The sequence below is a fragment of the Bacillus salacetis genome, from assembly GCF_049177075.1.
Classification (GTDB): domain Bacteria; phylum Bacillota; class Bacilli; order Bacillales; family Bacillaceae_B; genus Rossellomorea; species Rossellomorea salacetis_A.
Window position 1 is genome coordinate 873,811 of sequence record NZ_CP185377.1, and the last position, 15,622, is coordinate 889,432.

The 15,622-nt window shown below is 45.8% G+C and carries 14 protein-coding genes; all 14 read left to right on the forward strand.

The annotated features are described in order from the left end of the window. The first annotated feature begins 75 nt into the window (after positions 1–75). The 14 genes from ACOJQI_RS04390 to hppD all read left to right on the forward strand — a co-directional run bounded on the left by ACOJQI_RS04390 (position 76) and on the right by hppD (position 15,465). On the forward strand, positions 76–924 hold the full coding sequence (locus ACOJQI_RS04390; RefSeq protein ID WP_421383828.1) for a 3-hydroxyacyl-CoA dehydrogenase: 849 nt from the start codon (positions 76–78) through the stop codon (positions 922–924). A 15-nt stretch (positions 925–939) separates the two neighbouring features. After that, positions 940–2,142: a 3-oxoadipyl-CoA thiolase gene (locus tag ACOJQI_RS04395; RefSeq protein WP_421383829.1), complete on the forward strand. Its 1,203-nt coding sequence runs from the start codon at positions 940–942 to the stop codon at positions 2,140–2,142. A 225-nt stretch (positions 2,143–2,367) separates the two neighbouring features. Beyond that, the gene (paaX, locus tag ACOJQI_RS04400; RefSeq protein ID WP_421383830.1) at positions 2,368–3,243 is read left to right on the forward strand and encodes a phenylacetic acid degradation operon negative regulatory protein PaaX; all 876 of its coding nucleotides are present in this window, start codon (positions 2,368–2,370) and stop codon (positions 3,241–3,243) included. Between the two features lie 15 nt (positions 3,244–3,258). Then, entirely contained in the window at positions 3,259–4,209 is a 951-nt protein-coding gene (locus ACOJQI_RS04405; protein WP_421383831.1) for an NAD(P)H-dependent flavin oxidoreductase, read from the forward strand. A gap of 421 nt (positions 4,210–4,630) precedes the next feature. Continuing rightward, positions 4,631–5,620 carry an ABC transporter substrate-binding protein gene (locus tag ACOJQI_RS04410; protein ID WP_421383832.1) on the forward strand — a complete coding sequence of 330 codons (990 nt, stop codon included), beginning with the start codon at positions 4,631–4,633 and terminating at the stop codon, positions 5,618–5,620. A 15-nt stretch (positions 5,621–5,635) separates the two neighbouring features. Beyond that, positions 5,636–6,658 (forward strand): ABC transporter permease, encoded by a 1,023-nt coding sequence (locus ACOJQI_RS04415; RefSeq protein WP_421383833.1) that lies wholly within the window; start codon positions 5,636–5,638, stop codon positions 6,656–6,658. Continuing rightward, positions 6,642–7,436: an ABC transporter ATP-binding protein gene (locus ACOJQI_RS04420; RefSeq protein WP_421383834.1), complete on the forward strand. Its 795-nt coding sequence runs from the start codon at positions 6,642–6,644 to the stop codon at positions 7,434–7,436. Before ACOJQI_RS04415 ends, ACOJQI_RS04420 begins: the two co-directional genes overlap by 17 nt. Positions 7,437–7,900: 464 nt before the next feature. Beyond that, the gene (locus ACOJQI_RS04425) at positions 7,901–8,293 is read left to right on the forward strand and encodes a thioesterase family protein (protein ID WP_421383835.1); all 393 of its coding nucleotides are present in this window, start codon (positions 7,901–7,903) and stop codon (positions 8,291–8,293) included. 63 nt (positions 8,294–8,356) lie between these two features. Continuing rightward, a complete protein-coding gene (locus ACOJQI_RS04430) occupies positions 8,357–9,463 on the forward strand; it encodes a Leu/Phe/Val dehydrogenase (protein WP_421383836.1) in 1,107 nt (368 codons plus the stop codon). 34 nt (positions 9,464–9,497) lie between these two features. Then, positions 9,498–10,562 carry a pyruvate dehydrogenase (acetyl-transferring) E1 component subunit alpha gene (gene pdhA / locus ACOJQI_RS04435; RefSeq protein ID WP_421383837.1) on the forward strand — a complete coding sequence of 355 codons (1,065 nt, stop codon included), beginning with the start codon at positions 9,498–9,500 and terminating at the stop codon, positions 10,560–10,562. Continuing rightward, positions 10,562–11,557 carry an alpha-ketoacid dehydrogenase subunit beta gene (locus ACOJQI_RS04440; protein ID WP_421385387.1) on the forward strand — a complete coding sequence of 332 codons (996 nt, stop codon included), beginning with the start codon at positions 10,562–10,564 and terminating at the stop codon, positions 11,555–11,557. The genes pdhA and ACOJQI_RS04440 overlap by 1 nt, the downstream gene beginning before the upstream one ends. Positions 11,558–11,569: 12 nt before the next feature. After that, on the forward strand, positions 11,570–12,799 hold the full coding sequence (locus tag ACOJQI_RS04445; RefSeq protein ID WP_421383838.1) for a dihydrolipoamide acetyltransferase family protein: 1,230 nt from the start codon (positions 11,570–11,572) through the stop codon (positions 12,797–12,799). After that, complete coding sequence (locus ACOJQI_RS04450; RefSeq protein WP_421383839.1) at positions 12,800–14,230, forward strand: dihydrolipoyl dehydrogenase family protein; 1,431 nt, start codon at positions 12,800–12,802, stop codon at positions 14,228–14,230. 113 nt (positions 14,231–14,343) lie between these two features. Continuing rightward, positions 14,344–15,465: a 4-hydroxyphenylpyruvate dioxygenase gene (gene hppD, locus ACOJQI_RS04455; RefSeq protein ID WP_421383840.1), complete on the forward strand. Its 1,122-nt coding sequence runs from the start codon at positions 14,344–14,346 to the stop codon at positions 15,463–15,465. Positions 15,466–15,622: the final 157 nt, after the last annotated feature.

Here is a 15,622-nt window from a genome sequence, read left to right on the forward strand (position 1 = left end):
TCCGGTTATCCGGATAGGCACCAGTCCCTTGATGCGTATATTAATGAAGAAACTCGACCTAAAGGAGGCAGGACGATGAATAAACTGGTAGTGATTGGATCCGGTGTAATGGGAAGAGGGATTGCCTATGTAAGTGCAGTCGGCGGTTTCCAAACAACCCTTTTTGATATTGAGCAAAGACAGCTGGACAGCGCGCAGGGAGAACTTTCTTCTATTTTTCAAAAGGGAGTGGACCGCGGCAAACTTTCCAAAGAAGACAGTGCTGCAGCTCAAGATAGATTGTCGTTTTCAACAGATATGGCGGATGCGGTTAAAGACGCAGACCTTGTCATTGAGGCTGTTCCTGAAAAGACGGAGATCAAAAAAGCTGTATTCGAGAAAATTGATGAGTATGCAAATGACTCTTGTCACTTTGCAACCAATACATCGACTATGAGTCCAACAGAAATTGCTTCGTTTACAAAGCGCCCCGAAAAAGTAATTGCCATGCACTTCTTCAATCCTGTACATAAAATGCCGCTTGTTGAGATTGTCCGGGGCTTGGAAACAAGTGATGAGACCGTTCAGCTTGTAGAAAACGCCGCAAAACAGATGGGCAAGGAGACGGTCGTCATCAATGAGTTCCCTGGTTTTGTAACAAGCCGGATATCCGCACTTGTTGGAAACGAAGCTTTCTATATGCTTCAGGAAGGACTTGGGACACCTGAAGAAATCGATAAGGCGATCAAGTTGGGCCTGAATTATCCAATGGGACCATTCGAATTAGGAGATCTTGTTGGTCTGGACGCAAGGCTCAATAACCTGAAATATCTTCATGAAAAGCTCGGGGAGAAATACCGTCCGGCCCCATTGCTTGAGAAATACGTAAAAGCAGGAAGACTCGGCAGGAAATCAGGACGCGGAGTCTATGACTACACGAAGTAAAAAGGAGGAGCCGCGATGAGAGAAGTAGTAATTGTCGATGCTGTCCGTACCCCAATCGGAAAATACAAAGGTGCTTTGAAGACTGTTCGACCTGATGACCTGGGAGCGGTCGTCATTAAAGCGCTGTTTGATAGAAACCCGGGGATGCCCGCAGAGCAGGTTGAAGAAGTCGTTCTTGGAAATGCAAATGGGGCGGGTGAAGACAACCGCAATGTGGCAAGGATGTCAGCCTTGCTGGCAGGTATGCCGGTGGAAACTAGCGCTACCACAATCAATCGCTTATGCGGCTCGGGATTGGATGCTGTAAACTATGCAGCAAGGGCCATCATGGCAGGGGAAGGGGATATTTTCATTGCAGGCGGAACTGAAAGCATGACGAGAGCTCCATTTGTCATGGCGAAGCCTGAAAAGGAGTTTCCAAGAGGCAATATGGAAATGTTCGACACCACCATCGGCTGGAGATTCATCAATCCCCGGCTTGCACAAAGATACGGAACGGACAGCATGCCGGAGACTGCAGAGAATGTCGCAAAGCAGTTCGGCATCTCGAGGGAGGACCAGGATGAGTTCGCTCTCCACAGCCAGCTGAAGGCGAAGGAAGCAATGGAATCAGGCGTCTTCCATGAGGAAATCGTTCCGGTTGTATATAAGGACCGCAAAGGCAATGAAATCACCGTGGACCAGGATGAGCATCCCCGTCCGGAATCCAGTATGGAGAAGCTCTCCAAACTGAAGCCGTTATTTGAAAATGGTACCGTAACCGCCGGGAATGCATCCGGAGTCAATGACGGTGCATCAGCCCTGCTGTTAATGACTGCGGAAAAGGCAGAAGAACTTGGTTTGAAACCTCTGGCTAAGTATGTCGTTTCAGCAACGGCTGGACTCCAACCTTCCGTCATGGGCCTCGGGCCGATCTATGCAACCAGGAAGGCTTTGAACAGGGCAAACCTGGATAAGGAAGACTTGGGCTTGATTGAATTAAACGAAGCGTTTGCCTCTCAATCACTTGCGTGTATCAGGGAGCTTGGGCTTGATTCAGCACGCGTTAATGTCAACGGAGGAGCCATCGCTTTCGGTCATCCACTGGGAGCAAGCGGAGCCAGGATATTGACCACCCTTCTGTATGAAATGAAGCGAAGGGAAGTTAAACATGGCCTCGCAACCATGTGCATTGGCGTAGGGCAGGGAATTGCCACGATTGTGGAGCGGGTTGAATAATCGGTGGACTCTATTCCATAGAGACGTATGTCTTTATGGAATTTTTTCAATATAATATCGCTTGGGCTATTCGTAGGATGGAGTTTTCATAAAAGTGATAAAAGTCATACTTTTACTTAAAATTTATATTATTCTATGATAAGATTAGGGTTAACGTAAAAATGACGTCACAAATATATTATTTTAACAAAATGTCTTGTTAGGAGTAAGAAAGAGGCGAACGGGTTGAACACAAGATCAATGATTTTCACTTTATATGGAGATTACATCCGCCATTACGGCAATAAGATATGGATTGGGAGCCTGATCAAACTTTTAAGGGAGTTTGGCCATAATGACCAGGCAGTCAGGGCTGCAATTTCCAGGATGAATAAGCAGGGCTGGGTCCAATCTGAAAAGCAGGGAAACAAGAGCTATTATTCATTGACAGAACGCGGACTGAAACGTATGGAAGAAGCAGCTCAGCGTATCTTTAAATTGCAAACTGAAACGTGGGATGGACAGTGGAGAATCCTTATGTACACGATACCGGAGGAAATCCGCAATGTAAGGGATGAACTCCGGAAAGAACTGGTATGGAGCGGTTTCGGCACTCTTTCCAACAGCTGCTGGATTTCACCCAACAACCTGGAAAAACAGGTATATGATCTTATAGATAAGTATGATATTAAACAATATGTCGATTTCTTTATCGCCAAATATGATGGCCCGAATGAAGACCAGCGTCTCATCAGTAAAAGCTGGGATCTCCAGGAAATCAATGAGCGTTATTCAGACTTCATTTCGGATTACAGCCAAAAATATATCATTGATAAAAATAAGATTGAAAAAGGGGAAATGTCAGAAGCTGAATGTTTTGTCGAAAGAACGAAGCTTGTGCATGAATACCGGAAATTCCTTTTCGTGGATCCCGGTCTGCCTGAAGAGCTGCTGCCGGAAAAGTGGCTGGGCGGACACGCAGCGTCCCTTTTCAGTGACTATTACAAAGTACTGGCAAGACCCGCGTCACAATTTTTTGAAGAAGTGTATCAAGAAGGAAATGAGCTCACAAATAAAGATCAATCCTACAACATGTTTGACCACCCGTTGATACTAGATTAAAAGGGGGCAAGTGGAATGAAAAACATAACCGGAATTCTTGGTATCCAGTATCCGATTCTTCAAGGAGGGATGGGGAATATCAGCAATGCCCAGCTGACATCCGCTGTCTCGGAAGCAGGAGGTCTTGGAACGATCGGGGCCGGGACTATGACTGCAGAAGAAGTGGAAGACATCATCCTTGAGACAAAAAATCTGACAGAGAAACCGATTGCGCTCAATATTCCCATTTCGGTGACTGGCCATTTGAAAGAAATGGTTGAACTTGTATTGAAGCATGACTTGGCAGCTGTTTCTCTATCAGCAGGGAATCCTGCACCGCTTATTCCTGTCTTTAAAGAAAAAGGGATTAAGGTCATCTGTGTAGTCGCTTCTGCCAAGCAAGCCCTAAAAGCTGAAAAAGCAGGAGCTGACATTATTGCAGCGGAAGGCTATGAAGCAGCCGGAATCAACTCCAGTCTGGAAACGACCACGCTTACGTTGATTCCGCAGATTCTTGATGCTGTCAACGTACCGGTTGTAGCAGCAGGAGGTATAGGGGATGGAAGGGGACTGGCAGCCATGCTTGCCCTCGGTGCAGCAGGGGTACAGATGGGCACCAGGCTCATAGCGACGAAAGAAGCTCCCTTCCACGCAAACTATAAAAACACGTTATTAGAAGCTGACGATAAGGGTACGGTCATTGTCGGAAGATCCGTCGGCCGTGTCCGCCGGATCATGAAAACCCCTTATGCTGAAACACTTTTGATGCATGAAAGGGAAGGGATGAAGCCGGAAGACTTTGCAAGGATCACCTCTGAGGATTTCCATAGAAAAGGAGCCCTCGAAGGCAGACTTGATGAAGGCTTTATCAATGGCGGACAGGTGAGCAGCCTAGTGGCTGATATACCAACTGTAAAAGAGTTATTTGAGAGAATGATAGCGGAAGCGAAAGAGTGCTTAGCTTCCGGAGCAGAAATATTAAGCTGAAAGACGGGTCCTTGTGCCCGTCTTTTTGTCTGCTCTAATCCTATTAATCCCGCAGTACATCCTCTCCTTTTATTTTCTTTCTCCAGAATAAAGCCAGTTCAATCAGCATTATTTTATAGATAAAAGCAAAAAAATTGTAAAAGTCATAGTAAACACCTGCGAAACATTATATAATAATACTAATTTTTTAATTTTCCGAATATTATTGACTTTCTTATAACTTCGGTGATACTATAACGTTGTAATTACGCAGGGTATGTTTTTCATCACACTAAAGCACTGCAGTCTGGAATTCCGGCGATAGGGAAAAGCAAAATCTATTATCAATCAACGATTCGTCTTTTCAGGACCTTTTTTTGATATAGAGGGGTACATGCCCCTGTATATAAATATTTTTTGATAGAACAAAGGGGGATTTCAGTTGAGAAAGAGTTTGCTGTTATTAAGTTCTGTTTTAGCAGGGTCATTGATGCTTGCAGGCTGTTCAGGTGACAAGGATGCTGCATCAGGAGACGAAACGTATACGATTGGCGTGACACAGATTGTTGAACATCCATCATTGGATGCCGCTTATGAAGGGTTCAAAAAGGCCTTGGCTGAAAATGGTTACGAAGAGGGGAAAAACGTAAAGTTTGATGTTCAGAATGCGCAAAATGATCAAAGCAACTCCCAGAGTATCGCCAAGAAGCTTGTTGGCGACAAAGTGGACTTGATCTTCGCAAACTCGACACCGAGTGCGCTGCATGTCCTGAATGAAACAAAGGAAATACCAATCGTGTTCACATCAGTAACAGACCCGGTTGGTGCCGGACTGGTTGAAGCCTTTGATAAGCCTGGCGATAACATTACTGGTACGACCGATACAAACCCGGATGCCATTCCGCAGACTGTCGGTTTTATGATTGATGAAGTCGGCGCTGAGACAATCGGGGTCATTTATAACTCAGGTGAGCAGAATTCAGAAGTACAAGTTAAGCAAGTAAACGAAATCGCGAAAGAGAAAGGTGCCGAGGTCGTAGAAGTATCCATTTCCACTTCCGCGGAAGTTAAGCAGGCTGCTGAGTCTCTTGTAGGGCGAGTGGATGCCATTTATGTTCCTAAGGACAATACAGTTGTATCGGCCCTTGAATCTGTCATTTCCGTTGCCAACGAGAAAGACATCCCGCTATTTGTCGGTGAATTGGATTCCTTGAAGCGCGGAGGGGTTGCTGCGAGCGGTTTCAGCTATGAAGACCTTGGTTACCAAACCGGACTTATGGCAGTTAAGATTCTGAATGGTGATAAAAAACCATCAGAAATCGATGTGGAAACACCAGAAAATGCTGTCTTGACACTAAACAAGGCTGCAGCAGAGGAACAAGGGGTAGAAATCAAGGATGAGTGGGCTGACCTGGTAGAGTTTTTAGAATAGGAAGGGTGATGCATCATGTTTACGGCAATTTTTGGTTCCGTTGAATCGGGAATCATTTACGCCATTATGGCGCTTGGGGTATATCTATCTTTCCGGATACTGGACTTTCCAGACTTGACTGTTGATGGGAGCTTTGTAACAGGGGCGGCAGTTGCTGCCACCCTTGTTGTAAGCGGAGTGAATCCTTTTGTGGCGACACTGGTATCTATTCTGGCTGGTTTTGCTGCCGGATGTATAACCGGAATTATTCATACGTTTGGAAAAATCAATGCCCTTTTATCCGGGATATTAATGATGATTGCCCTTTACTCAATCAACTTGAGGATCATGGGGAAATCAAATGTACCGCTGCTGAATCAGGAGACTTCTTTTACACATGTTGAAAGTTTCTGGGCTAAGCTTGGAATCGATTCAGCCATTGAAAATATGCTGACAGCTGTGGGGTTAGGAGAATTTGTACCGGGTACATGGGGGATTCTGTTCTTCATGATCCTTGTGACATTCCTGATTAAATTCCTGGCAGACAGATTCCTTAGAACCGAGATAGGGCTGGCACTCCGGGCAACCGGGGATAACCAGAGGATGATCAGAAGTTTTTCCGCCAATACCAACACGCTGATCATTCTAGGGCTTGGTATTTCAAATGCTATGGTAGCGCTTTCAGGGGCGTTGATTGCCCAGTACAGCGGATTTGCTGATGTCGGAATGGGGATCGGGATGATCATCATCGGTTTGGCTTCTGTAATTATCGGTGAAGCCTTATTCGGTACAAAAACGATTGTCAGAACGACGCTTGCTGTTATCGGCGGTGCGATCATTTACCGTATTGTCGTCAGTATGGCCCTGAGAGTGGAGTTTTTGGAAACAGGCGATATGAAACTGATCACGGCGACAATTGTCATCCTGGCTCTGGTATTGCCTAAGATTATGGACCACTACAAAGAAAAGAAACGTAAGGCTGCAAAGCAGGCCCAGCGGCTTCAGGAGCTCGCTCTAACTCCAGAAGGGAAGGATGATCGCAGTGTTACAATTAAATAGGATCCATAAAATTTTCAACGAAGGCACACCTGATGAAAAAGTCGCACTTGGTGACGTAAGCCTGACAATGAATCCAGGTGATTTCGTAACGGTCATCGGAAGTAATGGTGCTGGGAAATCCACGCTGATGAACATGATTTCCGGAGTGCTCATCCCTGACACGGGTGAAGTCATCATTGATGACAATGACGTAACCCGGGTATCGGAATTCAAACGTTCGAAACTGATTGGAAGGGTCTTTCAAGATCCAATGGCAGGTACTGCACCGACTATGACTATTGAAGAAAATCTGGCAATGGCATATGCACGGAACAAGAAAAGGACACTCAGAAGCGGAGTCACCAAGAAACGAAGGGAGCACTTCAAGGAAGTCCTTGAATCCCTGCACCTTAATCTGGAGAACCGGCTGAATGCCAAAGTCGGCCTTCTGTCTGGAGGAGAGAGGCAGGCGCTGTCCCTGCTGATGGCGACGTTCACTGAACCGTCCATCCTGCTGCTGGATGAACATACCGCAGCACTGGATCCCTCCCGTGCAGCGCTGATTACCAATCTGACCAAAGAAATCGTAGCCAAGTATAATCTGACGACACTAATGGTCACGCACAACATGCAGCAGGCCATCGACCTCGGCAACAGACTGATCATGATGGACAAAGGCGAGATCATTCTCGAAGTTAATGAAGAGCAGAAAAAAGATTTGACAGTGGAAGGACTTTTAAAAGAGTTCCAGCGAATCAGAGGCGAACAAATGGCGAGCGACAAAGCGATACTTGCCTGATAAAAAAAGGATGGAGGCCCCATCCTTTTTTATTTTGGGGATTTTTGTTAAGGCTGTCCAGGAGAGCAGCATATCTTCACGTCCGCAGCCTAACCATGTAGTTAGTTTGTCGATCTGGATACATGGATTCCGTTCCCGGCCCCAACCCATGTAGTTAGTTTGTCGATTTGGATACATGGATTCCGTCATCAGCTCCAACCCATGTAGTCAGTTTGTCAATCAGAGTACATGGATTCCGACTCTAAGCCGAATTCATGTACCCAGCCATCAAAAAAACAAAACTATCAAACTGAAATGATCCAAATAGCAGAAGGGAAAAACCCAAATCTCCTAGTATATGTTTCCGAGGAGAAAATTATTAATGTTTTTAATTTTTACAATTTATTGACTATTTATTATACAAAATGTTATTATATCGTTGAATTAACGTTATATGTTTTTGCTTAAGAAAAAGGAGGGGGCATATGAAGTCTGGCATGATGGTGGGACAGACAGCATCCGTTACCGCCACGGTGACTCCTGATATGTTTGCCCAATTCAACGGGGAAGTTGTTCACCCGGTCTACTCGACTGTATCAATGGTCTATCATATGGAATGGGCTTCAAGAAAGATAATCCTGCCCTTTTTGGAAGAAGGAGAAGAGGGAATGGGAGGAGCTGTTTCCATGAAGCATATCGCTCCCAGCAGTGAAGGTACAACGGTGACCGTTACAGCTACCTTGACGGAACTGAGGTCAAATGTTGTCATAACAAAAGTAGAAGCAAGGAATGAGAAGGGCCTGATTGGAATAGGGGAAGTAAAGCAGGTCATCCTCCCGAAAGAGAAAATTAAATCTATGGGAGAAAAGGGAGAATGATTCCGATATGTTTTGTCGGAATTTGTAAGCGGTTTCAAATAAAGGGGATTAGGAGATGATTTCATGGATATGTTTGAAAAGATTCGTGAGCATGAACAAGTGGTTTTCTGTAATGATGAAGAGACCGGTTTAAAGGCTATCATAGCCATACATAATACAACGCTTGGCCCCGCATTGGGCGGCTGCAGAATGAGGCCGTACAAATCAGTGGATGAAGCCCTGGAAGATGTTTTGAGATTATCGAGAGGCATGACATATAAATGTGCTGCGGCAGACGTGGATTTTGGCGGAGGAAAAGCGGTAATCATCGGTGATCCGCAAAAAGATAAAAACCCTGAATTATTCCGTGCCTTCGGTCAATTCGTAGAATCATTGAATGGGAGATTCTATACAGGAACGGACATGGGGACAACGCCGGATGATTTTATCTATGCATTGAAAGAGACGAACTGCATTGTCGGTGTAGATGAGGAATACGGCGGCAGCGGTGATTCTTCCGTCCCGACGGCAATGGGCGTCATTTACGGGCTGCAAATCACTAACAAGACAGTCTGGGGAACGGAAGACCTTGGAGCAAGAAGCTACGCCATCCAGGGACTTGGAAAAGTCGGTGTAAAGGTAGCTGAACGCTTGATGGATGAGGGAGCAGAGTTGTATATCACTGATATCAACCAGCATGCTATTGATGATCTTGTTTCAAGGGCAAATGAGAAAGGTGTCGCAATCAAAGTAGTATCCGGAGAGGAAATCTATTCAGTTGATGCAGATGTTTTTGTTCCTTGTGCCATCGGTGGAATCATCAATGATGACACAGTTGAACAGCTGAAAGTGAAAGCGGTCGTGGGATCAGCTAACAATCAGCTGCTGGATACAAAGCATGGCAAAAGGCTTCATGAGCGAGGCATCCTTTATGCTCCTGACTATATCGTGAATGCCGGCGGCCTTATCCAGGTGGCGGATGAACTGTATGAACCAAACAAGGAACGTGTCCTTCAGAAGACGCGTACAATCTACAACTCGCTGCAGAGAATTTATGCACAGGCAGAAAGGGAAGGCATCACATCAGAAGAGGCAGCGAACCGCTACTGTGAAAATCTGATCCAGACGCGCTCCCGCAGGAACAGCTTTTTCTCTCATATGAAGAGACCAAAGTGGTCAGTACGAACTTAATCAGTGTTTCCACTATAGAGATAGAGGTGAAGAAATGGAAGAACAGTTTCCAATCTACAGGGTAATTGATAATGATGGAAATCTTCTGGAAGAAAAAGATTCCCGCATTACAGAATCACTTGCGAAGGAATTTTACCGTCATATGGTCAGGATCCGGACTTTCGACAAGAAATCCATCAGCTTACAAAGGCAAGGGAGGATAGGAACCTATGCACCTTATGAGGGACAGGAGGCCTCACAGGTCGGCAGTTCCGCTGCACTGAAAGATGAGGACTGGTTATTCCCTTCTTACAGGGACCATGGGGCTGCAATGACCTTTGGCCACTCTTTGAGAAACATTCTTTTATTTTGGAAGGGAAGAAATGAAGGATGCGTCCCGCCGGAAGGCAAAAAAATCTTTCCGCCGGGCATTCCAATCGCTACGCAGCTACCTCATGCAGCCGGAGCCGCGTATGCAGAGATGCGAAAAGGAACGAAGAATGCAGCCATCGTCTATTTTGGTGACGGGGCAACTTCAGAAGGAGACTTTCATGAAGGCCTGAATGTTGCAAGTGTCCTCAACGCCCCGGTTGTCTTTTTTAATCAAAATAATGGATTTGCTATCTCAGTACCCGTTAAAAAACAGATGAAAACCAAAACCATTGCCCAAAAGGCACTGGCGTATGATATTCCTGGTGTGCGTATTGACGGGAATGATATTTTTGCGGTTTATTTTGAAACTTCAAAAGCACTGGAGAGGGCCAGAAATGGTGAAGGGCCGACACTGATTGAATCAGTAACCTGGAGATACGGTGCTCATACGACTGCAGACGATCCGACGAAATACAGGGATCAGTCAGAAAGCGATGAACGAAGGAAACTTGGTGATCCGATCGCCCGCTTGAAGCGCTTCATGGAGAAGCAAGGCTGGTGGGATCAGGAGTGGGCTGATTCAGCAGCAAAAGAATATACAGCGGAAGTGGATCAGGCTGTGGAGGAATTGGAAAGCTACCCGGAAGCAGATCCAAGTGTCATTTTCGATTATGTTTTTGAAGAGCCGACATGGACAATCTCTGAACAGAAAGACCTGCTGCTTCAGCAGTTAAGGGGTGAAGGATGATGAAGACGGCGGTGAAAACAAATAAGCTGACAATGGTCGGAGCCATAACGGACGCCATGCGGGTCATGCTGAAGGAAAAAGAAAATGTTCTCCTTCTTGGGGAAGACATCGGGAAAAACGGGGGCGTCTTCCGTGCTACGGATGGTCTTCAGGAAGAATTTGGTGAAGACCGGGTCATGGACACGCCATTAAGTGAAGCTGGGTTTATCGGAGCTGCAATCGGGATGGCGGCAAACGGTTTTATCCCTGTAGCTGAAATTCAGTTCCTCGGATTTATTTATCCTGCATATGAGCAGTTGATGACACATGCCTCACGCTTGAGGGCGAGAACACTAGGCCACTTCACTTGTCCGCTTGTAGTCCGTGCGCCGTATGGTGCGGGAGTCCGGGCACCTGAGATCCATTCTGACAGTACTGAAGCCATTTTTACGCATATGCCGGGTCTGAAGGTTGTCTGCCCTTCCAACCCATACGATGCTAAAGGGCTGCTTATTGCTTCCATTGAAGATCCGGATCCAGTCCTCTTCCTGGAACCGATGCGGATTTACCGTGCTGCAAAACAAGATGTTCCGGAAGAAAAATATTCAATCGAGCTAGGAAAAGGGAAGGTCGTCCAGGAAGGTGAAGATGTCACCATCATTGCCTGGGGAGCGATGGTATCAGTAGCATCCCAAGCGGCAAAAGAAGCTGAAAGCAAAGGGATCAGCTGTGAAGTAATCGACCTGAGAACCCTATATCCAATAGATAAGGACATTATCGCCGAATCTGTCCAAAAAACAGGCAGAACCGTCATTGTTCATGAAGCCCATGCAACCGGAGGGGTGGGGAATGATGTCCTGGCCATCATCAATGACACTTCATTCCTGTATCAGAAAGCCCCGGTGGAGAGGGTTACAGGATTTGATACACCTGTTCCTTATTTCGGTTTTGAAGATTACTATCTTCCGACCACAGAAAGAGTATTGAAGGCAGTAGAAAAGGCAGCGAATTTTTAGGGGGTGAAGAGGATGGAAGTTAAACTGCATGATATCGGTGAAGGGATGACGGAAGCACATGTCAGCCATTTCTTTGTCAAGGCTGGTGATTCGGTAAAGGCCGACCAGCCTTTGGTGGAGGTGCAGACGGATAAAGTGACCGCTGAAATCCCTTCTCCTTCTGCAGGGAAGATTAAGGAGATCCTTGTTTCAGAAGGAACAACCATTGAAGTGGGGACGGTCGTGCTGGTCATGGAAACAGCCGGAAGCGGTAAATCTGTAGAAAAGACCGCTCAGCCGGAACCGGCAGCAGCGTCTGTATCATCTTCTCCTGGGGCTCCGCGCAACAGGAAAAGAATCCTCGCATCACCGTATACGAGAAAAATTGCAAGGGAGAATGACATCGATATTACTGAGATTGAAGGGACAGGGGCAGCCGGAAGGATTACAGATGAAGATGTTACTAGATTCATAGCCGCAGGAAAAACAGTCCAGCCGGAAGCGGCAGAACCAGTAAAAGAAGTTTCGCTGCCAGAAACAAAACCGGCAACCGCACCAAGCTATCAAGAAAGCGGAAGCATCCCATTCAGGGGCAGAAGGAAACAAATCGGCATGAAGATGAAGTCATCACTTATGACGATTCCTCACTGTACTCACTTTGAAGAAATCGATGTGACGAACTTGATGGAATTGAGGTCTCAACTCAAGCAAGCTGATACAAATATCTCTGCTTCTGCATTTTTTGTAAAGGCACTTTCCATCGCCCTCAAAGACTTTCCGATCTTTAATAGCAGAGTAGATGAAGAGAAAGAGCAGATTACGTTTATCAAGGAACATCATATCGGAATTGCGACCGATACTGAAGACGGTCTGATAGTGCCGGTTGTCAAGAACGTCGAGATGAAGTCGCTGAAGACCATTCATTCTGAAATGAAAGACTTCACATTGAGGGCAAGGGAAAACAAACTCGTCTCTAAGGATGTAACAGGCGGAACATTCACGATTTCGAATGTTGGTCCTATGGGTGGTTCGATCGGTGCAACACCGATCATCAATTACCCGGAGGTCGCCTTGGTTTCCTTCCATAAAACGAAGAAAAGGCCGATGGTCAATGAGAAGGATGAAATCGTCATCCGCTCCATGATGAATATTTCCATGTCATTTGATCACCGCGCCGCTGATGGAGCAACAGCCGTGGCGTTCACCAACCGCTTTGCCGAGCTGATCGAAAATCCAAATCTCATGATTGTGGAGTTGATGTAAATGGTAGTGGGTGAATTAGCAGAAGAACGTGAGCTGGTCATTATCGGCGGAGGTCCTGGCGGTTATCATGCTGCCATTAGAGCGGCTCAGGTAGGGTTATCCGTACTTCTAGTTGAAAAAGAAGATCTTGGCGGCGTATGCCTGAATAAGGGGTGCATCCCATCGAAGATATTTACACAATTAGCCAAAAAGCATAAAGAGATGGGCCATTATCAGAAAATGGGGCTTGATTCCGGTTCTGTATCGGTGAATCTCTCAAAACTTCAAGACTATAAAACGAGTTTGATAGCACAACTGAAAAAGGGAGTGGATTCCCTTTGCAAAGCCAATAAAGTGGAAGTCGTAAAAGGATCGGCTGCATTTCTATCGGAAAATAAAATTGGAGTGGAAAATGGGCATCAATTTACGGTTTATCGATTCCAGTCTGCCATCATTGCCACCGGTGCCAAGAGAGTGACTCCTTCCTTTCTTTCAGGGAAAAGCAGCCGGATTCTTAATGAATTCTCCATTTATGAGCTGAATGAACTCCCTGAGGAATTAATTGTCTATGGAAACAGCTATATTGAACTGGAAGCCGCCTCGAGCTTTGCTGCATTAGGGACAAAAGTGACCCTTGTTCTAAGTGGAGAGCTTCCATTCGACGATTCCATCAATAAAGAGCTGACCAGAGTTTTGAAAAAAATGAAGGTGAAGCTGTTGACCGGCTTCCAGCCTGAAGAAACAGCAGAATCAAACGAAACAGTTTCAGTTACTTTTACGAAACAGGACAGTGATTCTGTGACCCTTGAGACACCGTATTTCTTTGCAGCAAACGACTTAAGGGCCAATATCGATGGCTTAGGGATTGACCGCCTCAAAATGGAGCTTACAGAGGATGATTTCATCGCCATCGATGAAGCCTGCAGGACTTCGATAGAAGGCATTTATGCTGTTGGGGATGTTACAAAAGGAGCCTCCCTTGCAGTCAAAGCAATCAGGCAGGGCAAGGTTGCAGCCGAAAATGCAGCAGGCGTTTCTTCGGAATATGATGATATGCTCCTGCCTGAAATCGCACAAACTATTCCGCCTGTTGCTTCGATTGGATTGACTGAAAAGGAAGCAGTTCAGGATTATAAAGTGTCTGTAAGCACCTATCCGTTGGGCGGTAATGGATTTGCCCAGCTGACTGGTGAAAAAGAAGGATTAATAAAAGTAGTTGCCGATAGTGAAAGCGATTTGATTTTGGGCATTCACATGATCGGAAGCGGAGCAGTGGAAATGATTTCAGGCTCAGCAGTGGGAATGGAAATGGCGGGAAGGGATGAAGATTTCTCCTACCCTTATTACCCGCATCCGAACACCAGCGAGAGCCTGCAGGAAGCAATGGAAGCGCTGAAGGGAAAGGCCGTACACCTTCCGCCTGCAAAGCAAAAAGAGCTTGCGAAAGTGTGAAATCCTTTACCGCGGTGATGCGTTTCCGCTTTAATCCCCGCTCTTGAGAAAAGCTAATCCAGAAACTATTATAATATTTAGAATAGTAAATAAAATTATTGGAGGTTGTTAAAATGCAAGGTAAAATGGCTGAAGCAAATCAAAACCAACAAGTAGAAGATTTCTTTCCGGTAAGAGATGTAGACTATTTGGAATACTATACTGGCAATGCAAAGCAGTCAGCTCATTATTTCTGCACTGCATTCGGATTCAAGATCGTTGCTTATTCCGGGCTTGAAACAGGAAACCGCGAAACCGTTTCTTACGTATTGCAGCAGAATAAAGTCCGCATGGTAATCACTGGTTCGCTTTCTGAAAGCACTCGTGTCGCATCCTTTGTGAAAAAGCATGGAGATGGAATCAAAGATATCGCCCTTGCTGTGGATGATGTTGAAAAGGCTTACAGTGAAGCTGTTTCCCGCGGTGCCATTGAGATTGCGCCTCCAATGACTTTGTCCGATGACAACGGAACAATCAAAAAAGCGATTATCGGTACATACGGCGATGCCATCCATACGTTAGTAGAGCGCAAAGACTATAAAGGTGTGTTCATGCCTGGATTCGAGGCGATGGAATCGACTATCCCTCATAAGGGTGCGGGAATCATTGCAGTAGACCATGTAGTTGGAAACGTTGAAAGAATGGAAGAATGGGTTTCCTACTATGAAAAGGTCATGGGCTTCAAAGAAATGAGACACTTCACAAATGATGATATCAATACAGAATATTCCGCGTTGATGTCTAAAGTTATGCACAATGGGGGAAGAGTTAAATTCCCGATCAATGAACCAGCAGAAGGAAAGAGAAAATCACAAATCGAAGAATACCTTGAATTCTATAACGGACCTGGCGTTCAGCATATCGCCATCCTTACTGAGGATATCGTCCAGACGGTTGCGGCCCTTAAAGAAAACGGCGTAGAGTTCCTTGATACCCCTGACACATACTATGACATGCTGTCGGACCGCGTTGGTGAAATTGATGAAGAGATTTCTAAGATCAAAGAGTTAAAGATTTTGGTAGACAGAGATGACGAAGGATACCTGCTGCAGATTTTCACAAAACCTGTAGTCGACAGACCTACCTTCTTCATAGAAGTGATCCAGCGTAAAGGCGCAAGAGGCTTTGGCGATGGGAACTTCAAAGCATTGTTTGAATCGATCGAACGCGAGCAGGAACGCCGCGGTAACCTATAAAAATAGCCAGAGGCGCCATATTCATGCAGAATTGGCGCCTCCCAATAAAGGGAAGTCCCATACAAGGACGGTATCACACTGAAATCTTCCAGAAGAGGAGTGGGACCTTGAGGGACCTCCCTTTTATTGTAGCAGGAGCTGATCAAGCGGAAGCGGT